Below are 25165 nucleotides of genomic sequence, written 5' to 3' on the forward strand. Positions count from 1 at the left end.
CCCTGTCCGCCGCGTCCGCGATGGCCTCCAATGGCCCGCCGCGGCGGCGTGGATCAGTCAGACAGGCCCGGTTCGTCCAGAAGATGGCGTCCGGCACGATCCTCGACCTCGATGACCCAGAGATCGGGGTCGCTGCGGCGCTGCCGTTCGATCGTGGCGTCGACCTCGGCCTCCGCGCCCTCGGCCAGCACGACCCAGCGGCGATCCCCGGTCATCAGGTCGAAGCTGCGCTGATAGAGCGTCGCCATCCCGTCCAGTGTCGCCTGCTTCACGATCACGGCCCCGGCCGTGGCATCCCCCCGGGCGACGACGAAGGCCGGAATATCGGCCAGCCGCAGACGCGCCAAGTAGGCATGCACCCAGAAATCGGCGGTCAGCCGGGCCACGGGCAGTCCTCAGCTCCCTTCGCCGAAATCGAGCCCCATCTCGGAATAGCGCTCGGCCTCTTCCAGCCAGTTGGGCCGCACGCGGACCTGCAGGAACAGATGCACCTTGCGGCCCAGGAACTCTTCCAGATCCGTCCGGGCCGCCTGGCCCACGGCCTTGACCGTCTCGCCCTTGCGGCCCAGCACGATGCCCTTGTGGCCGTCGCGGGCGACATAGATCACCTGCTCGATCCGGGCCGAGCCGTCGTCCTTTTCCTCCCAGCTCTCGGTTTCGACCGTCAGCTGGTAGGGCAGTTCCTGGTGCAGGCGCAGGGTCAGCTTTTCGCGCGTCACCTCGGCCGCGATCATGCGCATCGGCAGATCGGCGATCTGGTCCTCGGGATACAGCCACGGCCCCTCGGGCAACGCACCGGCGAGGTGGACGCGCAGGTCGGCGACGCCATAGCCCTTCTCGGCCGAGATCATGAAGGTCTCGGCAAAGGCGAAGCGCTGGTTCAGCTCGGCCGTCAGGGCCAGAAGCCTGGGTCGCTCGACACGGTCGATCTTGTTGATGGCCAGAAGCACGGGGCGCCCCGTCAGCTGCTCGTCCAGCGCGATCAGGATCGCCTCGACCCCCGGGGTGATCCCGCGATGCGCCTCGACCAGCAGCACCACGACATCGGCATCCGCCGCCCCGCCCCACGCGGCGGCGACCATCGACCGGTCCAGCCGGCGCCGTGGGCGGAAGATGCCCGGCGTGTCGACAAAGACGATCTGCGCCGCGCCTTCCAGCGCCACGCCGCGGATCCGCGCCCGCGTCGTCTGCACCTTGTGCGTGACGATCGAGACCTTGGCCCCGACCATCCGGTTCAGCAGCGTGGACTTGCCCGCGTTGGGCTCGCCGATCAGCGCGACGAACCCGGCCCGCGTCGGGGTGTCTTGGGTGTCATTCATGTCCGGTCACCTTGTCCAACAGCGCCCGCGCGGCGGCCTGCTCGGCGGCCCGTTTCGACCCCGCCTCGGCCACCGCAGTCTGGCCGCCGGCCAGCCGCGCCTCGATCGTGAAGACCGGCGCGTGGTCCGGCCCGGTCCGCGCCGTTTCGGTATAGACCGGCGGCGGCTCGCCCCGGCCCTGCGCCCATTCCTGCAGGCTGGTCTTGGGATCGCGTGCGTCGGCCTCGACCGTGTCGATCCGGCTGCCCCAGAGCCGCAGGATCACCTGCCGCGCCGCGTCGAGCCCGGCATCGAGGTAGACCGCCGCGATCACCGCCTCCATCGCGTCGCCCAGGAGCGCCGCCTTGCGCCGCCCGCCCGACATCTGCTCGGACCGGCCAAGCTTGAGCACCTGCCCCAGCCCGATCTGGGAGGCGATGTCGGCGCAGGTCTCCTTGCGCACCAGCGCGTTGAAGCGCGGCGCCAGCAGCCCCTCGGCCGCGGCGCGATCGGCCCGCAGCAGCGCGTCGGCCATGACCAGCCCCAGCACCCGGTCACCCAGGAATTCCAGCCTCTGGTTGTCGGGGCGCGACAGCGACGAGATCGAAGAATGCGTCAGGGCCCGACGCAAAAGCTCGGGCCGCGCGAAATCGTGGCCCAGCCTGCCGGCAAAGGCGCTCAGCTCGGCCGATAGCGTCACTCGATCGCCTCGAAGAAGCGGTCGCCGCGCCAGGTCCAGAAGTAGAGCATCCGCCGCCCCGCCGAGGAAAAGATCACCCGGTCGGCCCGGCCGATCAGGTTTTCCTCGGGCACGAAGCCCACGCCCATGGCATTCGGGCTGACCCGGCTGTCGGTCGAGTTGTCGCGGTTGTCGCCCATGAAGAAGTAGTGCCCTTCGGGGACCGTGTAGACATTGGTGTTGTCATAGGGGCCCTGCCGGATGTTCAGCACGTCGTGTTCGACCCCGTTGGGAAGGGTTTCGCGAAACCGCTCCTTGATGCAGTCGCCGCCGATCCCGACGCCGGCATTTGCGCATTGCGGCAGGTTCCCGACGCTGCCCTGCTGGGCATATTCCTCGACGAACTCGCCCGCCGGCACCTGCGGCGCGGCTTCGCCGTTGATGTAGAGCACACCGTCCTGCACCTGGATCTCGTCGCCCGGCAGACCGATCAGCCGCTTGATGAAATCCGACCCCGTGACGGGGTGGCGAAAGACGACGACATCGCCGCGCTCGGGCTCGGACCCCAGCCAGCGGTCGTCGATGAAGGAGCACAGGCCGAAGGGGCAGGAATACTGCGAATAGCCATAAGCCATCTTGTTGACGAAGAGGAAATCGCCGACGAGCAGGGTGTCCTTCATCGATCCCGTGGGAATCCAGAAGGGCTGGAAGAACAGCGTCCGGAAAATCCCTGCGATGAGCAGCGCGTAGACGATGGTCTTCACCGTCTCCCACACGCCATCCTGCTTGTCGGCCTTCGTCGCCATCAGCGCCTGTCCTTGAACGGAAAAAGTCCCGCGCTTCATGGGCGCCGGGGGGCAGGCTGTCAAGGCGAGCCCCGTCACCGGAGCGTGACGGAGGCGCCCCGCGCCGACGGCCGCAGCAGCCCGCCGCGGTCTAGAGCGGCCGCGCCTCGATCACCACGAAGGCCTGCGCCCAAGGGTGATCGTCGGTCAGGGTGACATGGATCACCGCGCTGTGGCCCGCGGGCGTCATCGCCTCGAGCCGCGCGCGCGCCCAGCCCGTGACCTCCATCACCGGCTGGCCGGTGTGCAGGTTCGACACGGCCATGTCCCTCCAGGCGATGCCCATGCGCAGGCCGGTGCCCAGCGCCTTCGAACAGGCCTCTTTCGCGGCCCAGCGCTTGGCATAGGTGCCCGCCACGTCGGCGCGCCGCGCGGCCTTGCGCTGCTCGGTCTCGGTGAAGACGCGGTTGCGGAACCGATCGCCGAACCGGTCGAGCGTCGCCGCGATGCGGTCGATATTGGCCAGGTCGGTGCCAATGCCCAGGATCATCGCGCGGAAAGCCTCCAGTTGCGTGACCCCGCCCCTATCACGCCCGCGGCGCGCTTGGATAGGCGCATCCCGCCCGGGGGGCGGGCGCGTGAGTGGACGACGGCACGGCCTGCGGCTGCGGCGTCTCGGACGTCGGCGTTGGGTGGGGCGGCGTCGGGTGGCGCGGCACCGGCAGGTCGGCCAGTTGATCGGGCCGCATGCCGCGCAGGTCGGGGTGATCCAGCGGATCGGGCGGGGTGGAGGCGACAGGCGGCCTGCGCCCCAGAAGGGCGAGAAACGTGAACATTGCGATATTCCTTTTGCTTGGTCTTTAGATCGGCGTTGTGAGGAGTTTGTGAAATTGCAGAAATGGGGCGCACCCCTTAAGCTTGGCTAAATGAAAGGCGCCGACCGCATTCCCCTGAACGCCCTGCGGGCCGCGGCCACGGTGGCCCGCGATGGCAGCCTATCGCAGGCGGCGCGGGCGCTTGGCGTGTCGGTGGGCGCCGTTTCACAACAGATCGCGCGGGCCGAAGCGCAGCTTGGCCTGCCGCTCTTCCTGCGCGACCGCCACGGCATGACGCCGACGCCGGAGGCGGCCGAACTGCTGGCGGGCCTGGGCCGCGGGTTCTCGGAAATCGGCCGCGCGCTCGACACGTTGGAGCGGCGGCGCGACAACGTGGTGCGGGTCTCGGTCGCACCAATCTTCGCGACCCGCTGGCTGGTCTGGCGGCTGCGCGACTTCTACCGGCAGAACCCCGGCGTGAAGGTGCGGCTGGACATCGACACACACCTCGCCGATCCGCTGCGCGGCGAGGTCGACTATGCGATCCGGGTCGGCCCCGGCGGGTGGCCCGGGGTCCGGGCCGAGCGGCTGTTCGACCTGCTGGTCGTGCCGGTCTGCGCGCCCGAGGTCGGGGCCCGGCTTGCGACCCCCGAAGACCTGGCGACCGTCCCGATCATCCGCGACCCCGACGCGCTTTTTACCTGGGACGACTGGCTGGCGCCCGTGGGGTTGTCGTCCGACATGCTGGAAGAGGGGATCGAGCTGCCCGATGCCTCGATGTGCCTCGACGCCGCGATTTCAGGCATGGGTGTCTTCCTCGCGTTCGAGGTTCTGGCCCGCGAGGGGCGGGATTACGGCAAGCTTGTCACCCCGTTCCCCCGCTATGCCCGCACGCGGCACCATTATGCGCTGGTCTCGGACCCCGCGCGCAGCCCCGCCCCGCCGCAGCAGGCCTTTCGCCGCTGGCTGATGGCGACCTTGGCCGAGGAGCGCATGGGCGATCCCGCTGTGGTGCCCTGACAGCGCCCCGGCCCACGCAGCCCAGCCCGGCCTGCTGCTGCGGGGCCTGCCGGACGCTCAGCCCGCGCTGCGCTCTCCACCCGGAGACGGCAACAGTGGCACAATTCAGCCCGCGCCGTGCCGGGTGTCGGCGGTCATGTCGGCGGGGCCGCTGGCCGGCGTCTCAGGTCGTGCGGGCCTCGTCCATGTGGCGGCGCATCTCGTCGATGGCGGGGCCCAGCCCGCGAAAGATCGCCTCGCCGATCAGGAAGTGCCCGATATTCAGCTCGGCCACCTGCGGCAGCGCGGCAATGGGCGCAACGGTGTCGTAGGTCAGGCCATGGCCCGCGTGCACCTCAAGCCCGAGGTCCGCGGCCAGCGCGGCCATCTCGGTCAGGCGCTCCAGCTCGGCATCGCGCTCGGCCAGCCGCCCCTCGGCATGGGCGTCGCAATAGGCGCCCGTGTGCAGTTCGACGACGGCCGCACCGATGCGCCGCGCGGCCTCGATCTGCGGGCGGTGGGCAGCGACGAAGATCGACACCCGGCAGCCCGAGGCCGCGAGGGGGGCGATGAAATGCGCCAGTCGGTTTTCGTCACGCGCGACCTCGAGCCCGCCCTCGGTGGTCCGCTCCTGCCGTTTCTCCGGGACCAGGCAGACGGCATGCGGGCGATGCCGCAGCGCGATGCTCTGCATCTCCTCGGTGGCGGCCATCTCGAGGTTGAGCGGGATCGACAACCCCTCGGACAACGCGGCGATGTCGGCGTCCGAGATGTGGCGGCGATCTTCGCGCAGATGCGCGGTGATGCCGTCGGCGCCCGCGGCCTCGGCCAGCTGCGCGGCGCGGTAGGGGTCGGGATAGTCGCCGCCCCGCGCGTTCCGCACCGTCGCCACATGGTCGATATTGACCCCGAGCCTGAGCCTGCCAGCCATGCCGTCCCCTCCCTTTCGTCTCCGGCGTCCCGGGGCCCCGCCACGCCAGCCGCCCCTAATCCGCCTTAGCCGCCTGTGCCTTGGCCCGGCGGGCGGCAAAACTCTTCTTCAATCGCCCGATGCGGGCCTTCTGGTAAGCCGCGATCACCGGGCGGGTGACCGCATAGGACACGACCGCCGCGATCAGCCCCGGCACCAGCCCGCCTACCAGATAGGGCAGGAACACACCCGAGAAAAAGTCGTCGAGCCGCCCCCAGTGCGTCGGGTCCGAGGTGAAGACGGCACGCAGGTTCGCCCACAGCTCGGCCGAGGCCTGTCCGAAGGCGCCGAAGACCTGATGCAGCGGCACGGCATGGCCGGTGTCCAGGATCTTGGCCCCCAGTTCGACCGACATCGCGGCGATGATCGGAAAGGTCAGCGGATTGCCGAAGAACGTCGCCATCAGCGCCGCCAGGACATTGCCGCGGATCAACCACGCCATGCCGCCCGAAATCAGGAAATGCAGGCCGAAGAAGGGGGTGAAGCAGACGAAGATGCCGCAGGCGATCCCGCGCGAGATCTTGTGCGCCGGGTCGGGAAGGCGACGCAGGCGGTAGACGACATAACGCACGGCCCGTATCCATCCGCCGCGCGGATAGATGAACCGTCCCAGACGGTTCAGCCAGGGCTGCGGACGCCGCTTGAATACCACCCGGTTCGGTCTCCTGTCTCGTCGGGGTCAGGGCCTGCGATCGAGATCCCTGTACCGCGTGATCGCCGCCACGTCGCTTTCGGCTTCGAGCGCCAGCATTACTGCATGCATATGCTCCACATCCCGTAAATCAACATCGACGAGCAGGCGATAGAAGTCGGGCTTGCGATCCACGAAGCGCAGATCAGAGATGTTGGCCTGCTTCTCGCCGATCAAGGTGCAGATCCGCCCCAGCACCCCGGCGCCGTTGGCGATCGTCATTTCGAAGCTGACGGTGTTGACCGCGGGATGCAGGCCGGAATGCCAGTGCAGATCGACCCAGCGTTCGTTCTGCTCTTCGAATTCGACCAGGGTGGGACAGTCGATCGAGTGGATCACGACTCCGCGACCGCGGTAGGCGATGCCGACGATTCGCTCGCCCGGAAGCGGCTGACAGCATTGCGCGCGCTGGAACGTCTGTTCCGGCGACAGCCCCAGCACCGCGCGGGCAGCGTCGATTTCGTCGCCACCCGTCCCGGCGAGGTCGGGATAGAGGGTGCGCACGACCGTCCGCGCCGTAAGCTCGCCCGAGCCCAGCCGCTCCAGCAGCACGTCGGCGTCGTGCAGGCCCATCTGCCGCGCGGCGGCGGCCAGTGCCTTGGTCGTGGCGCGCTTGCCCACGTGGTCGAAGGCCACGCGCGCCAGCTCGGCTCCGAGCTTGATGAAGCGTTCGCGGTCCTCTTCCCGCAGCGACCGGCGGATCGCGGACTTGGCCCGGCCCGTCGCCACGATGTCGATCCACGTCGCCTGCGGGCGCTGCCCCTCGGCGGTGATGATCTCGACCGACTGGCCGTTCTTCAGCCGGGTCCAGAGGGGCACGCGGATCGCGTCGACCTTGGCGCCGACGCAGCTGTCGCCGATCCGGGTGTGGATCGCATAGGCGAAATCCAGCGGCGTCGCGCCCTTGGGCAGCTTGACCACGTCGCCCTTGGGCGTGAAGCAGAACACTTGGTCCTGGTACATCTCCAGCTTCACTGCCTCGAGGAACTCGTCATGATCCTCGGCAGCGTCGAACCGTTCGGTCAGGGTGGAAATCCAGCGGGCAGGATCGACCGCGAACCTGTTCTCGGCCGGCACGCCGTCACGGTAGGACCAGTGCGCGGCAACGCCGGTCTCGGCGACCTCGTGCATCTCGCGGGTGCGGATCTGCACCTCGACCCGCTTGCCGTCGCGCCCCGACACCGTGGTGTGGATGCTGCGGTACCCGTTCGACTTGGGCTGGCTGATGTAGTCCTTGAACCGCCCCGGCACCGATCGCCAGCGCTGGTGGATCACGCCCAGGATGCCGTAGCAATCGGCCTCGGACCCACAGATCACGCGGAAGCCGTAGATGTCGGAAAGGCGGGAGAATCCCATCTCCTTTTCCTGCATCTTGCGCCAGATCGAGAACGGTTTCTTGGCGCGACCGAAGACCTGCGCCTCGATCCCGGCGCGGTCCAGTTCGTGGCGGATGTCGGTGGTGATCTGGTCGATCACGTCGCCGGTTTCGTGCTGCAACCGGATGAAACGGCGGATGATCGAGGTGCGCGCATCGGGGTTGAGCACCTGGAACGCCAGGTCCTCAAGCTCTTCGCGCATCCACTGCATGCCCATGCGGCCGGCGAGCGGCGCGAAGATCTCCATCGTCTCGCGCGCCTTCTGGACCTGCTTTTCGCTGCGCTGGAACTTGATCGTGCGCATGTTGTGCAGGCGGTCGGCCAGCTTGACGAGGATGACCCGCAAGTCCTTCGACATCGCCATGAAGAGCTTGCGAAAGTTCTCAGCCTGCTTGGTTTCGGACGAATGCAGCTGAAGGTTGGTAAGCTTCGTCACCCCGTCGACCAGTTCCGCGACATCGCGACCGAAGCGGCCCGAGATCTCGTTATAGGTCGACTTGGTATCCTCGATCGTGTCGTGCAGCAGCGCGGTCACGATGGTCGCATCGTCCAGCCGCATGTGGGTGAGGATGGCGGCGACGGCGACGGGATGGGTGAAATAGGGTTCGCCGGACTGGCGAAACTGGCCGTCGTGCATCTGCGCGCCGTAGTCGTAGGCGGCGCGCAGCTTGTCGGCATCGGCCTTGGGATTGTAGTTACGGACCAGCGCGATCAGGTCGTCTGCGTCGATCATTGCGGCCCGTCCACCGGCCCCTGCAGGCAAGGGCCGCCCCCTTCTTACGGCTGGCCTTGGGCCGCCATCAGTGCGCGCAGAAGCTGCTCTTCCGAGGGGTCCTCGTCAGGCTTGTCGGCGGTCTCGCCCCCGCCCATGAGCAGAGCCATCGTGTCCTCTTCGGGTTCGTCGACCTCGATCTGGGTCTGATGGCTTTCGATCATCCGCTCGCGCAGATCTTCGGCCGACTGGGTCTCTTCGGCGATTTCGCGCAGGCTGACGACCGGGTTCTTGTCGTTGTCGCGATCCACGCTCAGGCCCGAGCCCGAGGTGATTTCGCGGGCACGATGGGCGGCGAGCATAACCAGCTCGAACCGGTTCGGAACCTTGTCTACGCAGTCTTCAACCGTCACGCGGGCCATGGATGTCTCCGATCAGTGTGAGTGGTCCGAAAGGGCCTTAGTAAGGCCCGCGAAAGAGCTTGACAAGTCGATTTCTAACAACCTCACAAAGGCTCGATCCCAGCGCGGGCCGCCGCGGGCAGATCCGCGGCCATCTCGGCCACGCTGCGGTGCGACAGGGGGTGCCGCCAGCCGGGCGCGACCTCGGCCAGGGGGACCAGAACGAAGCCGCGATCCTGCAGGCGCGGGTGGGGCAACAGCACCCGGTCGGGCGTCTCGCGCATCTGGCGCGCCAACGGCAGCCGCTGCCAGCGACGCAGCGTCAGGGCATCGGGCAACACCGCACCGCCCACGGCCAGCAGGTCCAGATCCACCGTCCGTGGACCCCACCGCTGCCGCCGGCGCCGGCCCAGGGCGCGTTCGACCGCGTGCAGGCGAGCCAGTATCCGCTCGGCCGGCAGGGCCGACACGAACACCGCCGCGGCGTTCGCGAAATCGGGCCCCGCGCCCGCGGGAAAGGCCGGCGTGCGAAACATCCGGCTGCGCCGGACCAGCCGGAACTCGGGCCGGTCCAGCAGCACCAGTGCCCGTTCAAGCGAGGCGGCGCTGGCCTGGGTGCCCAGGGGCAGGTTTCCGCCCAGCGCGACCAGAACCGCGCGGCGGCCGGAAATACGACTGAAGTGTTGCGCGATCACCAAGGAACTCTAGATAGTGCCGAACTCCGCCAGGCAATATTTCAATCGCTCACGACGACGCAATGGCGGACAAGTTCAAAAGGGTACCCATTCATGTTCTACCGAGACGAACGGCTCGCGCTGTTCATCGATGGATCGAACCTTTACGCCGCTGCCAAGGCGCTGGGATTCGATATAGATTACAAGTTGTTGCGGCAGGAATTCATGCGTCGCGGCAAATTGCTGCGCGCCTTCTACTATACGGCGCTGCTGGAAAACGAAGACTATTCGCCGATCCGTCCGCTGGTGGATTGGCTGAACTACAACGGCTATTCCATGGTGACGAAGCCCGCCAAGGAATACACCGACAGCCAGGGCCGGCGTAAGGTCAAGGGCAACATGGACATCGAACTGACCGTCGACGCCATGGAGCTGGCGCCGCGGGTCGATCACATCGTGCTGTTCTCCGGAGACGGCGATTTCCGCCCGCTGGTCGAAAGCCTGCAGCGTCAGGGCGTGCGCGTCTCCGTTGTGTCGACCATCCGCAGCCAGCCGCCGATGATCGCCGACGAACTGCGCCGCCAGGCCGACAACTTCATCGAACTCGATGAGCTGAAAGAGGTGATCGGACGCCCGCCGCGCGAACAGCGCGACGAGGATCGGGACCGGTCGCGCGAATCGGCGGACAACTAACCCCGGCCCACGCCCCGCTGGCGCTGCGCCCGCCGCGCCACCGGGCGGCGTCCGCCTCTTTCTCACGCCCCCTTTCACCGACACGCGGCCGCCCCGGCCACATCTCGCAGGCCGCAAGTCCAGCTGGGGGCGGAACCCCTTGCGCGGGGCGGCGTTCGCCCCCGATGACCGACGGCCTGTCTCTTCCTGCGATGTTCCTCGCGGCCTTCGGCGCCGCGACCATCCTGCCGTTCCAGTCCGAAATCGTCTTCGTCGCGCTGCAGGTCCGCGGCGACGTCGCGCTCTGGCTGCTCCTGCTGGTGGCGAGCGCTGGCAACGTGCTCGGATCGGTGGTGAACTACGTCATGGGCGCGGGGATCGAGCGATTCCGCCACCGCCGATGGTTTCCCGTGACCGAGGACCAGCTGACGCGGGCGCAGCGCTGGTACACCCGCTGGGGCAGCTGGAGCCTGCTTCTGTCCTGGGCGCCCTTCGGCGACGCGATCACCGTGGTCGCGGGCGTCCTGCGCACGCCCTTCTGGCTGTTCCTGGCGCTGGTCACCCTGGCCAAGACCGGCCGTTACGCGGTGCTGGCGGCGGCAACGGCCGGGTTTCTCTAGCCGCACGGCGCGCCCCCGCCGAAGCGTGATCTCCCCCGCCTTTACGCGGCCCCCGGGCGCGCATAGTTTCATGGCCATGACCAAGCCGCCCCTCACCCTCCGCCTTGCCGCGCCGCGCGGATTCTGCGCCGGCGTCGACCGCGCCATCAAGATCGTCGAAATGGCGATCGAAAAGTGGGGTCCGCCCGTCTACGTGCGCCACGAGATCGTCCATAACCGCTATGTCGTCGACGGCCTGCGCGCCAAGGGCGCCGTGTTCGTCGAGGAACTGGACGAGGCCCCCGACGACCGCCCGGTGATCTTTTCGGCCCACGGCGTGCCCAAGGCGATCCCGGCCGAAGCCGCGCGGCGCGAGATGATCTATGTCGATGCCACCTGCCCGCTGGTCTCGAAGGTGCATATCGAGGCCGAGAGGCACAGCCAGAACGGGCTGCAGATGGTGATGATCGGCCATGCGGGCCACCCCGAGACGCTGGGCACCATGGGCCAGCTTCCCCCGGGAGAGGTGCTGCTGGTCGAGACGCCTGCCGATGTCGCGGGGCTGGAGCCACGCGATCCCGAAAAGCTGGCCTTCATCACCCAGACCACCCTGTCGGTCGACGACACCGCCGACATCGTGGCGGCGCTGCGGGCGCGGTTCCCGTCGATCATCGGGCCGCACAAGGAAGACATCTGCTATGCCACGACGAACCGCCAGGCGGCGGTCAAGGCGATGGCGGGCGGGATCGACGCGCTTCTGGTCGTGGGGGCACCCAACTCCTCGAACTCGAAACGCCTGGTCGAGGTCGGGCGCAAGGCGGGCTGCACCCATGCGCAGCTGGTGCAACGGGCGACCGACATCGACTGGCGGTCTCTTGACGGCATGCGCGCGCTTGGCGTGACGGCAGGCGCCTCGGCGCCAGAGGTGCTGATCGACGAGGTCATCGCCGCGCTGCGCGAGCGTTACGACGTGACGCTGGACTTCGTCGAGACGGCGCAGGAGAACGTCGAATTCAAGGTGCCGCGCGTCCTGCGCGAACCGGCCTGACGGCGCGGCCCGGCGGCCGTGCGCCCCGGGACACGTACCGTCCCACCCTGCACCACCCAGGGCAATGCCGACCTTGCGTTCCGCCCCCGGCCCCGGCATTGCGGGGTCCCAGCCCCGCCGCCCGAGGATCCGCGATGAGCGACCCCGACACGCTTGCCTATTACAGTGCCTCCGTCGACCGCTACCGCGACCTCGTCGCTGCGGATTTCCATGCCGCCGACCGCGACCGGTTCCTGGACGGCCTGCCCGCAGCGGCGCGCCTGCTGGACCTGGGCTGCGGCCCGGGCTTCGACGCCGCGCGGATGGCCCGGGCGGGACACGTGGTCGAGGCATGGGATGCCGTGCCCGAGATGGCCGCCGCCGCGGATGCCGCGCCGGGCGTCACAGGACGCTGCGCGCGGTTCGACGACCTGCAGGCCCGGGGCGTCTACGATGGCATCTGGGCCGCGTTTTCCCTGCTGCACGCGCCCCGCACCGCCCTGCCCGACCACCTGACCGCCATTCACCGCGCCCTCAGGCCCGGTGGGCGGGCCTATGTGGCGATGAAGCTGGGCCATGGCGAAAGCCGCGACCGGCTGGGACGACTTTACACCTATGTCACCGAAGAGGAGTTGCTGGGGATGCTAAGCGATGCGGGCCTGACCGTGACCGCCACCCGGACGGGCACGGCCAAGGGCATGGCGGGACGGGACGACCCCTTTCTGAGCGTGTTCGCCGATGCCTGAGCTTTTCGCCTATACCGACGGCGCCTGTTCCGGCAATCCCGGCCCCGGAGGCTGGGGCGCGCTGCTGATCGCGCGCGAGGGCGACAGCGTCCTGCGCGAACGCGAACTGAGCGGCGGCGAGGCCGACACCACCAACAACCGGATGGAGCTTCTGGCCGCGATCTCGGCGCTGGAAAGCCTGGCGCGGCCATCGAAGATCACCGTGGTGACCGACAGCGCCTACGTGAAGAACGGCGTCAGCCAGTGGATCCACGGGTGGAAGCGCAACGGCTGGAAGACCTCGACCAGGAAGCCCGTGAAGAATGCCGAGCTGTGGAAGCGGCTGGACGCGGCGCGCGGCCAGCACGACGTGACATGGGAGTGGGTCAAGGGCCACGCCGGTCACCCGGAAAACGAGCGCGCCGACGAACTGGCCCGCGCCGGGATGGCGCCCTACAAGCGTAAATAGGCGCGGCGGGGCCCCAGGGCCCATGCGGTGCGCCTGGGCCGTCCGATGCGTCGGTTTGAGTATTTAAGAAGAGAAGAAGCGCAGGCCGGTCTTGCGTGTGCGGGCGATGCGCCTTATAGGGCGGCGTTCGAATACCCGCAGGGGCCGGCCACGCGGCATGCCGAGCCCTTGCGTCCACCTCTCGAGGAAGGAGACGGAAATGCCCAAGATGAAGACCAAGTCGAGCGCGAAGAAGCGCTTCAAGGTCACCGCGACCGGCAAGGTCATGGGTGGCCAGGCCGGCAAGCGGCACGGCATGATCAAGCGGACGAAGAAGTTCATCCGCGATGCCCGCGGCACCCAGGTCCTGAGCGAGCCCGATCAGAAGCTCGCGAAGTCCTACATGCCCTACGATCGCTGAGGAGGCCTGAGAGATGTCGAGAGTTAAAGGCGGGACCACCACCCACGCACGTCACAAGAAGGTCATCAAGGCTGCGAAGGGCTATTACGGCCGCCGCAGCACGGCCTTCCGCACGGCCACCCAGGCCGTCGACAAGGCCAACCAGTACGCCACGCGCGACCGCAAGAACCGCAAGCGCAACTTCCGCGCCCTGTGGATCCAGCGGATCAACGCCGCCGTGCGCGCGCATGACGAAAACCTGACCTATTCGAAGTTCATCAACGGCCTGTCGCTGGCCGGGATCGAAGTGGACCGCAAGGTCCTGGCCGATCTCGCCGTGCACGAGCCCGATGCCTTCGGCGGGATCGTCGACAAGGCGAAAGCCGCGCTGGCCTGACCGCCGCACGGATGTGAATGACGAAAAGGGCCGCCCCTGCCGGGGCGGCCCTTTTTGCGTCCGGGCGTGCGTGAAGGGGGCCGAAGGCCGGCGAAGCCGTCTCTCCGCCCCCGCAGGCCTGGGGCCGCCCGCCCGGGTCGCGCAAGGCTGCCGGGCGGACGGTGCGTCCTTTTCCCGATCTCAGGCGCCGATCTGCTCTTCGAGGAAATCGGTGAAGGCCTCCCAGCTTTCCTTGTCCGCCCGCTCCTGGTAGCTGTCGCTGCCCATCACGGTGAAGGCATGCGGCGCGCCCGAGTAGATCTCGACCGTGAAGTCGTTGCCGGCTGCTTCCAGCTCTTCGGTCAGCGCGACCGCGTCGGCAAGCGGAACGGCGGTATCGGCGGCGCCGTGCAGGACCAGCACCGGCGGCTCGTCCCCGTCCCAGCCCTGCCCTTCGGGCGTGGCGAGCGTGCCGTGGAAGGTGGCGTAACCCGCGGCCTCACCGGCCATCTCGCTGCGCGCCATCTCAAGCGCGACGCCGCCGCCGAAGCAGTAGCCCGCGACGATCAGCGTTGCGGCGTCCGATTTGTCGCGCGCGGCGGCCAGCCCCGCCTCGGTCAGCCCGCGCATCCGCTCGCGGTCTTCGTAGAGCGCGCCGGTCGCGGCCTGCCGTTCTTCCATGGTGTCGAGCGGCACGTCGGGCCCGAACATGTCGAGCGCGAAGGCGTCATAGCCCATTTCGGCCAGCATGTCGGCGCGCTCGCGTTCGTAGTCTGTCAGACCGTCCCAGTCGGACGCGATGAGGACGAGGCCCTTGGGGTCGTCCGCGGCGGCGTAGTAGCCCGTGAGGTCCGTATCCTCGTAGGAATAGCTCACGTCCTCGGCCAGCGCGGGCGCGGCGAGGGCGAGGATCGGCAGGGCAGTCAGGGTCGTGCGAAGCATGTGTCTTTCCTCCTGTCGGTGTCCTTGGGCAAAATGGCCCGCCGCCGGATGCGGGCAAGGGCCGCGCACCTCACGCTTTCGGGGGGCGAGGCTTGCCTTGGCCGGGCGCGGAAGGTAGCACGCAGGCCGACACCCGGACGCATTGCGGACAAGAGGCCCATGACCGACCTGCGCGAAAAATACCTGACCGCCATTTCCCAGGCCGCCGATGCCGATGCGCTGGAAGAGGTGCGGCTGGCCGCCGTCGGCAAGAAGGGCGAGGTTGCCCTGGCGATGCGCGGCCTCGGCAAGATGACGCCCGAGGAACGGCAGGTCGAAGGCCCGCGGCTGAACGCCCTGAAGGACGAGATCAACTCGGCCCTGGCCGCGAAGAAGGCGGCGCTGGAGGATGCGGCGCTGGATGCGCGGCTGGCCGAGGAATGGCTGGACGTCACCCTGCCCGCGCGGCCGCGGCGGGTGGGCAGCATCCACCCCGTCAGCCGGGTGTGGGAGGAAGCCACCGCGATCTTTGCCGACATGGGGTTTGCCGTGGCCGAGGGGCCGCAGATCGAAAGCGACTGGTACAACTTCGACGCGCTCAACATGCCGTCGCACCACTCCGCGCGCGAGGAGATGGACACCTTCTACATGAAGCGGGCCGACGGCGACGACCGCCCGCCGCACGTGCTGCGCACCCACACCTCGCCGGTGCAGATCCGCACCATGCAGGCGCAGGGCGCACCGCTGCGGATCATCGCGCCGGGCCGGGTCTACCGTGCCGATTTCGACCAGACGCACACCCCGATGTTCCACCAGGTCGAGGGCCTGGCGCTGGACCGCGACCTGTCGATGGCAAACCTGAAATGGGTGCTCGAGGAGTTCTTTTCGGCCTTCTTCGGGCGGCCGGTGAAGACCCGGTTCCGCGCCTCGCACTTCCCCTTCACCGAACCCTCGGCCGAGGTCGACATCCAGTGTTCGTGGGAAGGCGGCACCGTGAAGGTCGGCGAAGGCGACGGCTGGCTCGAGGTGTTGGGCTCGGGCATGGTGCACCCGAACGTGCTGAAGGCCGGCGGGATCGACCCCGACCAGTGGCAGGGCTTTGCCTTCGGCATGGGGATCGACCGGATCGCGATGCTGAAATACGGCATCCCCGACCTGCGCGCCTTCTTCGACAGCGACCTGCGCTGGCTGCGCCACTACGGCTTTGCGTCGCTCGACGTGCCGACGCTGCGGGGCGGGGTCTGAGGGCAGGCCTCGTAATCCGCTTACGAGGGCGGCGCCCGACCCTGGGTGGGCGCTCCCGTGCCCCGGCTGATCGCCACCGTCTGAGCATGAACACCGAGACGGCTGCATCCCGCAGGGCCAAGCGCCCTCCCCGGGGAGGGTCAGGCTCTGCCGGGCGTGACGGACGGAACGCGCCCTCCCCGGCCCTTCCCCCTGCCCCCATGCTGCGCTAGGACACGGCGCGACAGAGATCAAAGGACGGCCGCGATGAAATTCACCCTCTCCTGGTTGAAGGAGCATCTCGACACCGACGCCTCGGTCGACGAGATCGCCGAGACCCTCACCGACCTCGGGCTCGAGGTCGAAGAGGTCGTGAACCCTGCCGAGGCGCTGCGTCCCTTCACCATCGGCCGTGTCGTGGGGGCCGAAAAGCACCCCGATGCCGACAAGCTCAAGGTCTGCCGGGTGCAGACGGCCGGGGGCGAAAGCCAGATCATCTGCGGCGCGCCCAACGCACGCGAAGGCATCACCGTCGTCGTGGCACAGCCCGGCACCTACGTGCCCGGCATCGACACCACCATCCAGGTGGGCAAGATCCGTGGCATCGAAAGCCACGGCATGATGTGCTCGGAACGCGAGATGCTGCTGTCGGACGAGCATAACGGCATCATCGAGCTCCCCTCGGGCGAGGTCGGCCAAAGCTTCGCCGACTGGCTGGCACAGAACCGCCCCGAGGCCGTGGACCCGGTGATCGAGATCGCGATCACCCCCAACCGCCCCGATGCCCTCGGCGTTCATGGCGTCGCGCGGGACCTTGCCGCGCGCGGGCTCGGCACGCTGAAGCCGCTTGACCATGCGACGGTCGCGGGCAGCTTCCCCTGCCCCGTGGGCGTCACCATCGACCCGCAGGCCGCGACACAGGCGCCCGTCTTCATGGGACGGATGATCCGGGGGGTGAAGAACGGCCCCTCGCCCGCGTGGCTGCAGGCGAAGCTGAAGGCCATCGGCCTGCGCCCGATTTCGACCCTCGTCGACATCACCAACCTCTTCACCTTCGACCGCAACCGCCCGCTGCACGTCTTCGACGCGGCCAAGCTGCAGGGCAACCTGCGCATCCACCCCGCCACGGGCGGTGAGGAGATGGTCGCGCTGGACGAACGCACCTACGCGATGCCCGAGGGCGCGATCGTCATTTCCGACGACAGCGGCGTGGTGTCGATCGGCGGGATCATGGGTGGCGAGACGACGGGTGTCACCGACGACACGACCGACGTGCTGCTCGAGGCCGCGGTCTGGGACAACGTCCAGATCGCGCGCACGGGCCGCGCACTCAAGATCAACTCGGACGCGCGGTATCGCAACGAACGTGGCATCGACCCGGGCTACAACGCGCAAGGCGTCGACGACGCGGCGGCGCTGATCGCCGAGCTTTGCGGCGGCGAGATTTCCGAGGTCGTGCAGGCAGGCGCGGTGCCCGACGTGGCGCGCGCCTATCCGCTGGACACCGACCGGGTGCAGACGCTCGTCGGCATGGAGATCCCGGCCGAGACGCAGCGCGCAACGCTCACCGCGCTCGGCTTCACGATGGAAGGCGACATGGCCCATGTGCCGTCCTGGCGCCCCGACGTGCAGGGACCGGCAGACCTTGTGGAAGAGGTCGCGCGCATGGCCTCGCTGACCAAGCTCAAGGGCGTGCCGATGCCGCGCCCGCGAGCAGGCGTGCCCGCGCCGGTGCTGACGCCGATGCAAAAACGCGAACAGGCCGCCCGGCGGTCCGCGGCGGCGCTGGGGTACAACGAATGCGTCACCTACAGCTTCATCGACCGCGAGGCGGCGCAGCTCTTCGGCGGTGGCGAAGACACCTCGGCGCTGGAGAACCCGATCTCGTCCGAGATGAGCCATATGCGCCCCGCCCTTCTTCCGGGCCTCCTGCGGGCTGCGGCACGCAACCAGGCGCGCGGCTTCGGCGACATGGCCCTGTTCGAGGTGGGCGCCGTCTGGGCGGGCGGTGAGCCCGAGGATCAGCGCCTGCAGGTCGCGGGCCTGCTGGTGGGCCGCACCGGCCCGCGCGACGTTCACGGCGATGCACGCGGTGTCGACCTTTACGACGCCAAGGCGGATGCCGAAGCGCTGCTGGCCGCCATCGGGGCACCCGCCAAGGTGCAGATACTGCGCGGCGGGGCCGACTGGTGGCACCCCGGGCGGCACGGGCGCCTCTGCCTTGGCCCCAAGAAGGAGCTGGGCGTTTTCGGCGAACTGCATCCGCGCATTCTGCGGGCCTTCGACCTCAAGGGGCCCGCGGTGGCCTTCACCATCGCCCCCGAAGAGGTGCCGCTGCCGCGCAGCGCCGATGCCGCACGGCCCGCGATGGCCCTGTCGGACCTGCAGGCCGTCGAACGGGATTTCGCCTTTGTCGTGGGGCGCGAGATCGAGGCGCTGAGCCTCGTCAACGCCGCGGCGGGCGCCGACAAGGCGCTGATCGAAGAGGTCCGCGTCTTCGACCAGTTCGTCGGCGGGTCGCTGGGCGAGGATGCCAAATCGCTGGCCATCACCGTGCGCCTGCAACCGCAGGACAAGACGCTGACCGACAAGGATATCGAGGCCGTGTCGGCAAAGATCGTCGAAAAGGTCCAGAAGGCGACCGGTGGCGTCCTGCGCGGCTGACGCCACCCCTGGGATCGCAAAGGGCGCCCGGCTCCTGGCCGGGCGCCGTCATCCCTTTCCACCCATGTCTGCCATCCGCGGCTGTCCGCTGGCGGCGCTGTCCGCCGCACGCCCCTCCGCGCCAGGCGGAGAGCCCCGGAGGGGCCCGGTCAGGCCTCGCGCACCTGTCGCGCACTGCCGCGCATCGCGCCCAGGGCGATCCCGATGCCGATCGCCAGCATGATCACCGCGAAGAACAGGAACGTGTTGCGCAGCCCCCATGCCGCGATGATCGGGGCCGAGGCGAAGGGCGACAGGAACTGGCCGCCGAAGATCGACGTCGTCGTCATCCCCGACGCCCGGCCGCGCAGTGCGTCGGGCACCCGACCCATGATGAAGGCGTTGAAGTTGGGAAAGATCGTGCCCATCCCGCCGCCCAACGTCAGCGTGCCCAGGATGATGGTCGCGAAATTGCCCGCGACGCTCAGGATGCTGACCCCGACGCCCATGATCACGAAGCCCATCCCGAAGATGCCCGCCCCCGAAACGTGCCGCCGCAGGCGTCCGTACAGCATCGATCCCGGCACCGAGACCAGCGTCGCCGACGCCATCCCCAGCGCCGCCGCACTGGGCGAGGTGATGTCCATCGACGCCAGCAAAAACGGCAGCTGCGTCGGTACGAGGTAGAACACCACCATGAAGACGAAGCCCAGAAGGTAAACGGGCCCGACCCTCGCCCAGGGGAAGGGCGGCGTCTGCGCGACATCTCCGCCGGTCAGCGCCTCGGGCGTCTTGGCACGGGTGGGCCGGGTGTCGGCGGCGCGCAGGGCAAGGCCCGCGTAGACCGCGAAGGGTAGCGCGAGAAGGTAGATCAGGAAAGGCAGCCGCCAGCTCATCGAGGCCAGGAGCCCGCCCAGCATGATGAAGACGACGCCGCCGCCCGACATCGCCGCCGCCTGCAGGCCCATGAACTTCTGCCGCGCCTCGCCGTGCCAGAGATCACCGGCCAGCGTGATCGCCAGCGTCATCGTCCCCGCCACGCCGATCCCCAGGATCGCCCGCCCCACCAGCATCGCCGGCAGGGTTTCGACGAAAAGCCCGCTGACCCCGCCCAGTGCGTAGATCGCCATCCCGGCCATCAGGATGTGCAACCGGTCGTAGCGGTCCGCCAGCCAGCCGAAGCCCGAGGCGAAGAGGATCACGAAGAGCGACGGCAAGGTCACGATCAGCCCTGCAAGGAAGCGGATGTTGGGCACGTCGGCGAAGTGATCGTTCAGCCCCGGCAGACCCGGAGAGATCGTGGCGTTGGCCATCACCGTCAGACTCGACGCACCCAGAACGGCAATAGTGACGGGAAGACCGGGGGGCGAGACCGGGCGATCGGACATGGACATACCTCAAGAGATTCGGGCCCGCGACAGGGAGGGGGACGCGGGCGCTTGGCGCGAGACCTACGATCATTCAATATCATGGACAAGATCGGCAAATCGCGGACGGGCGTGCAGGATGGTGGATAATGAACTGAGCATCGGCGCGCTGCGCGTGTTCCGGCAGGTCGTGCGCTCGGGCGGGTTCGCAGCGGCGTCGCGGGTGCTCGACCTGCCCAAGTCCACCGTGTCCAAAAGGATCCGCGACCTTGAACTCAGCCTCGGGGTGCGGCTGATCGAACGCACGACGCGGCAGATGCGGATCACGCCCGAAGGCGCCATGCTGGCCGAACGGGCCGACCGCCTGCTGGCCGATGCCGATGCGCTGCGCCGCGCGGTGGGCCAGTCCGGCGCCGCAGCCGACGGGCACCTGCGCATCGCCTCGCCCGCCTTCTTCGGCCAGATCTTCCTTGGCCCCGTGGCGGCACGCTGCCACCGGCTCCACCCTGACCTGACGCTCGAATTCACCTTTCTCGACCGGTTGCCGGACCTGGTCGAAGAGGGGTTCGATGGCGCGATCACCGTAGGTCCGCTGCCCGACAGCGACCTGATGATGCGCCGGCTGCACACCGCCCGGGCGGTACCTGTCGCCGCGCCGGACCTGCCCGGCATCAACCGCGTGCGCGAGCCCGAGGACATGCGCCGGATCACCACCGTCACCTTCGGCCCGCGCCGCAACCGGCTGCACCTGGTGCGCGATGGCGACTGCCGTTCGGTGGACGTGACCGGGGCGCTGACCTTCGGCGCCATCCCGGCCTGTGCCAGCGCGATACTGGCGGGCGGCGGGGCGGGCATGCTGCCCGCCTTCCTCGCCGCGCCGCTGATCGCCGAGGGACGGCTGGTCCGGCTTCTGCCGGACTGGACCGGCGCCGAAGTGCCGTTTCACTTCGTCTATCCTTCGCCGCAATCCGCCACGGGGCGCCTGCGCGCCTTCCTCGACCTGCTGGTCGCGGAGATGCGCAATCTGGACCATGAAGAGCCTTGAGCCACCGCGTTGGGCCCCCGCGTTTGTCCACCGAGCGGGGGCAATCAGTCGGTGGCGGGGATCGACTTGCCCTTCTGCACTGCGGGGCGGTCGTAGAACCGCGCGACATAGCCCGGCACGTTCGCCAGGTCGTCCCAGCCCACGGCCTCCTTCGCGCCATAGAAATCGAGCGCGTTGAGCCATGGCGCCAGCGCCACGTCGGCCAGCGAAAAGTCCCCGGCGATCCAGTCCTTGCCCTGCAGCTGGCCGTCGACGACCGCCAAGAGGCGCCTGGCCTCGTTCACGTACCGCTCGCGCGGGCGGGGATCGTCGATCTCGGCGCCCGCGAACTTGGTGAAATAGCCCAACTGGCCGAACATCGGACCGATGCCGCCCATCTGGAACATGATCCACTGGATGATCTCGTATTTCCGCGCGCCGTCGCCCAGAAGCCGCCCGGTCTTTTCACCCAGGTAAACCAGGATCGCGCCGGATTCGAACAGGCCCATGGGCGCCCCGCCCGGGCCATCGGGGTCGATCAGCGCCGGGATCTTGTTGTTGGGGTTCAGCGACAGGAACGCGTCGCTCTTCACGTCCTCGTCGGCAAGGGTGACGAGATGCGGCTCGTACTCCAGCCCCAGCTCTTCCAGCGCGATCGAGGCCTTGACCCCGTTCGGCGTGGGATACGAGTAAAGCTGGATCTTCGAGGGGTCCTGCGGCGCCCAGCGCCGGGTGATCGGGAATGCGGACAGGTCGGCCATGACAGGCTCCTTGTTGTGATTGTCTCTCACCCGCGAAGCTAGAACGCGCCTGCACATGAAAAAGAGCGGCAGACCTACGCGCGTGTGCTAAGGGCCGCGCAAGCGTGCAGAGACCCCTGAGTGCTAAGGAGGACAGCAACATGTTTCAGGAATTCCGGGCGTTCATTTCCCGCGGCAACGTCATGGACATGGCAGTGGGCATCATCGTCGGCGCCGCCTTCACCGCGATCGTCAGCTCGATCGTCGCCGACCTGATCAACCCGGTGATCGGGCTGATCATCGGCGGCATCGACTTCTCGAACATGTTCTGGGTGATGTCGGGCGACGACACCTATGCCTCGCTGCAAGAGGCGCGCGATGCGGGCGCGGCGGTGTTTGCCTATGGCAGCTTCCTGATGGCCGTGCTCAATTTCCTGATCATCGCCGTCGTGGTGTTCCTGCTGGTCAAGGCCGTGAACCGCGTGAAGGACGCGACCGAGCGCAAGGCGCAGGAAGAGGCGACGCCCGCCGCCCCGGCGGGCCCCTCGGAAAAGGAGATCCTGATCGAGATCCGCGACGCCCTGCGCCAGCGGGCGCCCTGACACCCCGCCCCTGCCGGACGACGAAGGGGCGTCTGGCAGGGGGGCGACCGGCGCGTCAGCGACGGCGGTTGCGGCGGTCGCGGCGGTCCAGCACCTGCGCCAGTTCCGCGGCGATGCGGGAATGCAGCGCGGGCCCGGGCAGCTGGCGCGCTGCCGGCCAGTCATCCTCGGACGCGACCATCCCTCTCAGATCCTCGCTTTCCAGCGGCGCGGTCGTCACCTCGACGATGTCGTCGATCCGACCGCGCAGGTCGCGCAGCTCGGCCGCCGAGACGTAGGGCGGATCGCCCGCCCCCATCCACTCGGCCGGGTCGTCAGGTACCCGGCTCGACAGCCACAAAAGCGTGACCGGCCGCGCGATGCGTGAGGTCAGCAGGTTCATCTGCGCCACCCACGTCTTGCGCATGTCGTTGCGCAAAATCGCGAACCGTTCCTCCGACACCGCCTCGAGCCGCATCAACATGTGGCGGACAAAGTGGAACTCGGTGAAATCAACCTCGGGATAGACCGCGCGCAACAGCGGGGTCTCCCCGATAAAGCGGTCGTTGCGGCGCGGATGCACCCGGTAGAACCGGTTCGACAGGGCCTGCGCCCCGGTAATCTGGATCACGCAGGACTGGGCGCTGCGGCACATCTCAAGCACCGCATCGCACCCCAGGTAGACGTCGGGCCCGGCATGCGGCAGCCCCAGGTTCACCACGCTGCGCCCCGTTTCGCCGCCCAGGATCGCGGGATAGGGCTGCGGAACATAGCGACCGAAAGTCTCATCCCCGCCCAGAACCACGGTATAGGGGGCCTGCACCGCTGCGGGCGGCCCCCGGAAATCCAGTGTTGATGCGCCGTATCGGCACGTCTTGTAGTCGAGATTCGCCTCGACCGGCATGACCCCTGTCATCGCCGCCCCCAATGTTACACTCACCCGGGAATCAAGGTGCCATGCGGGTCTTTCTATCTGTCTAACGCCGCACGGGACGCGACAGACCGGGACACGGGACGGCTACCGTCTTGCGCCTGCGCGGGCACGGCGCATAAGGTCCGCCCCGAACACCGGAGGCGAATATGGCGATCAAGACGGTAGGCGTGATCGGAGCGGGGCAGATGGGCAACGGCATCGCCCATGTCTTCGCGTTGTCGGGATACGACGTTCTTCTGACCGACATCTCGCAGGAGGCGCTGACAGCGGCGCGGTCCACGATCGAGGGCAACCTTGCCCGGCAGGTCGGGCGTGAGAAGATCGCGCAGGCCGACGCCGACGCCGCGGTTGCGCGCATCCGCACCACGACCGAGATCGCCGATCTGGGCGCCAGCGACCTGGTGATCGAGGCCGCGACCGAGCGGGAGGAGGTGAAGGCGAAGATCTTCGAGACCCTCGTGCCGCACCTGAAACCGCAGGCGATCCTGACCTCGAACACCTCGTCGATCTCGATCACCCGGCTGGCCAGCCGCACCGACCGGCCGGAAAAGTTCATGGGCTTCCACTTCATGAACCCCGTCCCGGTGATGAGCCTTGTCGAGCTGATCCGGGGCATCGCCACGGACGAAGAGACCTACGAGACGTGTCTCGAGGTGGTCGAGAAGATCGGCAAGACGGCGTCGGTGGCCGAGGATTTCCCCGCCTTCATCGTCAACCGCATCCTGGTGCCGATGATCAACGAGGCGGTCTATACCCTGCACGAGGGCGTGGGATCGGTGACGTCGATCGACAAGGCGATGAAGCTGGGCACGAACCAGCCGATGGGGCCGCTGGAACTGGCCGATTTCATCGGGCTAGACACCTGTCTCGCCATCATGAACGTGCTGCATGACGGGCTGGCGGACACCAAGTACCGGCCCTGCCCGCTTTTGACGAAGTATGTCGAGGCCGGCTGGCTGGGCCGCAAATCCGGCCGCGGTTTCTACGATTACAGCGGCGAAACCCCCGTTCCCACGCGCTGACCGCGACCCCGGTGTTGCCCGGCGAAACGTCCTGCCCACGGGGCAAGACGCGTGGAGAGGCGCGGGTGCGCCTTGGATCACGCGATCCGGTCGGAAAGGCGGGGCCGGCGCGGTCAGTCCCGGGCCAGTTCCAGCGTGCGTTCGCGCAGCCAGATCATGAAACCGCGGGGGTTGCCGGCCCAGCGGGCCACCACCTCGGCCGGGATGGGATGACCCACCCGCGGCGTCTGCGGCCTGTTCAGCGCATGCACCACCTCGTGCAGCAAAAGCCCCTGACGCAACGTGGGCGAGATGCGGTTGGCGATCTGGTAGGCCCGCGAATTCTGCCCCGGGAAGCAGATCGGCACCACGGCGGCGCCCGACCGCTGGATCATCTTGGCGGTAAAGGGATTCCACGCGGCCTCGACCGCCGGGCCCCAGGCCCGTTCGGACGTCGCGACCACGCCCGACGGGAACAGTACGATCACCCCGCCATCTTGCAGATGCGCCATCGCGCTGCGCCGCATCTCGAGGTTCTGCTGCAGTGCGTCGGGTTCGTGGGCAAAGGGCACGGGGATCATGAAATCCTCGATCTCGCCCACCCCGGTCAGAAGCGACCGCGTCAGGATCTTGTAGTCCGTGCGCACCCGGCCCACGAGTTCGGCTAGGACCATGCCATCGACCAGGCCGTGGGGATGGTTGGCGCAGATCACCACCGGCCCGCGGCGCGGAATCCGCGCGATCTCGTCTGCCGGGGTGCAAAGCTCGATCCCCATGACCGACAGCGCCTGCGCCCAGAAGGCCTGCCCCTGCGGCACGCCCATCGCCTCGAACCGCCGGATCAGGCGCAACAGGCGGATCTTGCCGCTGGCCAGTTCCATCGACTGGATCGCCAGGCGTTGCAGCGGATGCGGAAAGGTGCCGGAATAGGACAGGCGGCGGCGGTCGTAGGGCTGTTCGGCCAGGGTCGAGCCATCGCCCTGCCCGGTCAGCCGCTGGGGCTGCCGATGCATCAGGATCGACCCGGGTTGCGCGCTGTCAGACATGACCGGGATGCCCCCCATCGCTTTGCGCGGCCCCGAA

29 protein-coding genes are annotated in these 25165 nt (G+C 68.3%); 13 read left to right on the forward strand and 16 right to left on the reverse strand.

The genetic code is table 11. The features are described 5' to 3' along the window. Positions 1-53: 53 nt before the first annotated feature. The 6 genes from EKE94_RS13120 to EKE94_RS13145 all read right to left on the reverse strand — a co-directional run bounded on the left by EKE94_RS13120 (position 54) and on the right by EKE94_RS13145 (position 3598). A complete protein-coding gene (locus EKE94_RS13120; RefSeq protein ID WP_127907074.1) occupies positions 54-386 on the reverse strand; it encodes a DUF1491 family protein in 333 nt (110 codons plus the stop codon). 9 nt (positions 387-395) lie between these two features. Further along, positions 396-1319, reverse strand: a complete 924-nt coding sequence (era, locus tag EKE94_RS13125; RefSeq protein ID WP_127907075.1) for a GTPase Era — start codon at positions 1317-1319, stop codon at positions 396-398. Further along, the gene (gene rnc / locus EKE94_RS13130; RefSeq protein ID WP_127907076.1) at positions 1312-1998 is read right to left on the reverse strand and encodes a ribonuclease III; all 687 of its coding nucleotides are present in this window, start codon (positions 1996-1998) and stop codon (positions 1312-1314) included. The genes era and rnc overlap by 8 nt, the downstream gene beginning before the upstream one ends. Then, complete coding sequence (lepB, locus tag EKE94_RS13135) at positions 1995-2783, reverse strand: signal peptidase I (RefSeq protein ID WP_127907077.1); 789 nt, start codon at positions 2781-2783, stop codon at positions 1995-1997. The genes rnc and lepB overlap by 4 nt, the downstream gene beginning before the upstream one ends. 130 nt (positions 2784-2913) lie before the next feature. Further along, the gene (acpS, locus tag EKE94_RS13140) at positions 2914-3312 is read right to left on the reverse strand and encodes a holo-ACP synthase (protein WP_127907078.1); all 399 of its coding nucleotides are present in this window, start codon (positions 3310-3312) and stop codon (positions 2914-2916) included. Positions 3313-3349: 37 nt separating this feature from the next. After that, on the reverse strand, positions 3350-3598 hold the full coding sequence (locus EKE94_RS13145) for a hypothetical protein (RefSeq protein WP_127907079.1): 249 nt from the start codon (positions 3596-3598) through the stop codon (positions 3350-3352). 90 nt (positions 3599-3688) lie between these two features. Here EKE94_RS13145 and EKE94_RS13150 point away from each other — a divergent pair, with 90 nt between their 5' ends. Then, positions 3689-4597 carry a LysR substrate-binding domain-containing protein gene (locus EKE94_RS13150; protein ID WP_127907080.1) on the forward strand — a complete coding sequence of 303 codons (909 nt, stop codon included), beginning with the start codon at positions 3689-3691 and terminating at the stop codon, positions 4595-4597. A 163-nt stretch (positions 4598-4760) separates the two neighbouring features. Here the strand turns inward: EKE94_RS13150 and EKE94_RS13155 are convergent, their stop codons facing one another. The 5 genes from EKE94_RS13155 to folK form a co-directional block, all read right to left on the reverse strand. Beyond that, entirely contained in the window at positions 4761-5507 is a 747-nt protein-coding gene (locus EKE94_RS13155) for a pyridoxine 5'-phosphate synthase (protein WP_127907081.1), read from the reverse strand. 55 nt (positions 5508-5562) lie between these two features. Then, a complete protein-coding gene (locus EKE94_RS13160; RefSeq protein WP_127907082.1) occupies positions 5563-6198 on the reverse strand; it encodes a DUF2062 domain-containing protein in 636 nt (211 codons plus the stop codon). A 27-nt stretch (positions 6199-6225) separates the two neighbouring features. Next, the gene (locus EKE94_RS13165) at positions 6226-8346 is read right to left on the reverse strand and encodes a RelA/SpoT family protein (protein ID WP_127907083.1); all 2121 of its coding nucleotides are present in this window, start codon (positions 8344-8346) and stop codon (positions 6226-6228) included. A 44-nt stretch (positions 8347-8390) separates the two neighbouring features. Continuing rightward, entirely contained in the window at positions 8391-8747 is a 357-nt protein-coding gene (rpoZ, locus tag EKE94_RS13170) for a DNA-directed RNA polymerase subunit omega (RefSeq protein WP_127907084.1), read from the reverse strand. 83 nt (positions 8748-8830) lie between these two features. Next, the gene (gene folK, locus EKE94_RS13175) at positions 8831-9421 is read right to left on the reverse strand and encodes a 2-amino-4-hydroxy-6-hydroxymethyldihydropteridine diphosphokinase (RefSeq protein WP_235856022.1); all 591 of its coding nucleotides are present in this window, start codon (positions 9419-9421) and stop codon (positions 8831-8833) included. Between the two features lie 93 nt (positions 9422-9514). Here folK and EKE94_RS13180 point away from each other — a divergent pair, with 93 nt between their 5' ends. The 7 genes from EKE94_RS13180 (at position 9515) to rplT (ending at position 13668) form a co-directional block, all read left to right on the forward strand. Then, positions 9515-10093, forward strand: coding sequence for a LabA-like NYN domain-containing protein (locus EKE94_RS13180; protein WP_127907085.1), 579 nt, complete (start codon positions 9515-9517; stop codon positions 10091-10093). A gap of 164 nt (positions 10094-10257) precedes the next feature. Then, complete coding sequence (locus tag EKE94_RS13185; protein WP_127907086.1) at positions 10258-10692, forward strand: YqaA family protein; 435 nt, start codon at positions 10258-10260, stop codon at positions 10690-10692. A gap of 76 nt (positions 10693-10768) precedes the next feature. Continuing rightward, the gene (gene ispH / locus EKE94_RS13190) at positions 10769-11719 is read left to right on the forward strand and encodes a 4-hydroxy-3-methylbut-2-enyl diphosphate reductase (RefSeq protein WP_127907087.1); all 951 of its coding nucleotides are present in this window, start codon (positions 10769-10771) and stop codon (positions 11717-11719) included. Between the two features lie 134 nt (positions 11720-11853). Further along, positions 11854-12444: a class I SAM-dependent methyltransferase gene (locus EKE94_RS13195; protein ID WP_127907088.1), complete on the forward strand. Its 591-nt coding sequence runs from the start codon at positions 11854-11856 to the stop codon at positions 12442-12444. Then, positions 12437-12892: a ribonuclease HI gene (rnhA, locus tag EKE94_RS13200; protein ID WP_127907089.1), complete on the forward strand. Its 456-nt coding sequence runs from the start codon at positions 12437-12439 to the stop codon at positions 12890-12892. The genes EKE94_RS13195 and rnhA overlap by 8 nt, the downstream gene beginning before the upstream one ends. 199 nt (positions 12893-13091) lie before the next feature. Further along, a complete protein-coding gene (gene rpmI / locus EKE94_RS13205) occupies positions 13092-13292 on the forward strand; it encodes a 50S ribosomal protein L35 (protein ID WP_127907090.1) in 201 nt (66 codons plus the stop codon). A gap of 13 nt (positions 13293-13305) precedes the next feature. Beyond that, positions 13306-13668 carry a 50S ribosomal protein L20 gene (gene rplT, locus EKE94_RS13210; protein WP_127907091.1) on the forward strand — a complete coding sequence of 121 codons (363 nt, stop codon included), beginning with the start codon at positions 13306-13308 and terminating at the stop codon, positions 13666-13668. Positions 13669-13848: 180 nt separating this feature from the next. On the opposite strand, the gene EKE94_RS13215 is transcribed toward rplT, so the two are convergent. Continuing rightward, entirely contained in the window at positions 13849-14589 is a 741-nt protein-coding gene (locus EKE94_RS13215; RefSeq protein ID WP_127907092.1) for a dienelactone hydrolase family protein, read from the reverse strand. Between the two features lie 159 nt (positions 14590-14748). Here EKE94_RS13215 and pheS point away from each other — a divergent pair, with 159 nt between their 5' ends. Beyond that, positions 14749-15813, forward strand: coding sequence for a phenylalanine--tRNA ligase subunit alpha (pheS, locus tag EKE94_RS13220; RefSeq protein ID WP_127907093.1), 1065 nt, complete (start codon positions 14749-14751; stop codon positions 15811-15813). A gap of 246 nt (positions 15814-16059) precedes the next feature. Continuing rightward, positions 16060-18456: a phenylalanine--tRNA ligase subunit beta gene (gene pheT, locus EKE94_RS13225; protein ID WP_127907094.1), complete on the forward strand. Its 2397-nt coding sequence runs from the start codon at positions 16060-16062 to the stop codon at positions 18454-18456. Between the two features lie 149 nt (positions 18457-18605). Here the strand turns inward: pheT and EKE94_RS13230 are convergent, their stop codons facing one another. Beyond that, the gene (locus EKE94_RS13230) at positions 18606-19823 is read right to left on the reverse strand and encodes an MFS transporter (protein WP_164870927.1); all 1218 of its coding nucleotides are present in this window, start codon (positions 19821-19823) and stop codon (positions 18606-18608) included. Between the two features lie 118 nt (positions 19824-19941). Here EKE94_RS13230 and EKE94_RS13235 point away from each other — a divergent pair, with 118 nt between their 5' ends. After that, positions 19942-20847: a LysR family transcriptional regulator gene (locus EKE94_RS13235; RefSeq protein ID WP_164870929.1), complete on the forward strand. Its 906-nt coding sequence runs from the start codon at positions 19942-19944 to the stop codon at positions 20845-20847. Positions 20848-20891: 44 nt separating this feature from the next. On the opposite strand, the gene EKE94_RS13240 is transcribed toward EKE94_RS13235, so the two are convergent. Continuing rightward, positions 20892-21587 carry a glutathione S-transferase family protein gene (locus EKE94_RS13240; RefSeq protein ID WP_127907097.1) on the reverse strand — a complete coding sequence of 232 codons (696 nt, stop codon included), beginning with the start codon at positions 21585-21587 and terminating at the stop codon, positions 20892-20894. Positions 21588-21727: 140 nt separating this feature from the next. Between EKE94_RS13240 and mscL the strand changes: the two genes are divergently transcribed. Then, positions 21728-22168 (forward strand): large conductance mechanosensitive channel protein MscL, encoded by a 441-nt coding sequence (gene mscL / locus EKE94_RS13245; protein ID WP_127907098.1) that lies wholly within the window; start codon positions 21728-21730, stop codon positions 22166-22168. Positions 22169-22223: 55 nt separating this feature from the next. On the opposite strand, the gene EKE94_RS13250 is transcribed toward mscL, so the two are convergent. Then, a complete protein-coding gene (locus tag EKE94_RS13250; RefSeq protein ID WP_164870931.1) occupies positions 22224-23063 on the reverse strand; it encodes a DUF6473 family protein in 840 nt (279 codons plus the stop codon). A 164-nt stretch (positions 23064-23227) separates the two neighbouring features. Here EKE94_RS13250 and EKE94_RS13255 point away from each other — a divergent pair, with 164 nt between their 5' ends. After that, on the forward strand, positions 23228-24103 hold the full coding sequence (locus tag EKE94_RS13255; RefSeq protein ID WP_127907100.1) for a 3-hydroxybutyryl-CoA dehydrogenase: 876 nt from the start codon (positions 23228-23230) through the stop codon (positions 24101-24103). Positions 24104-24216: 113 nt separating this feature from the next. Here the strand turns inward: EKE94_RS13255 and EKE94_RS13260 are convergent, their stop codons facing one another. Next, on the reverse strand, positions 24217-25128 hold the full coding sequence (locus EKE94_RS13260) for a lysophospholipid acyltransferase family protein (RefSeq protein ID WP_407940914.1): 912 nt from the start codon (positions 25126-25128) through the stop codon (positions 24217-24219). Positions 25129-25165: the final 37 nt, after the last annotated feature.

It is taken from the genome of Mesobaculum littorinae (assembly GCF_004011175.1).
In the GTDB taxonomy this organism is placed as follows: Bacteria; Pseudomonadota; Alphaproteobacteria; order Rhodobacterales; family Rhodobacteraceae; genus Tranquillimonas; species Tranquillimonas littorinae.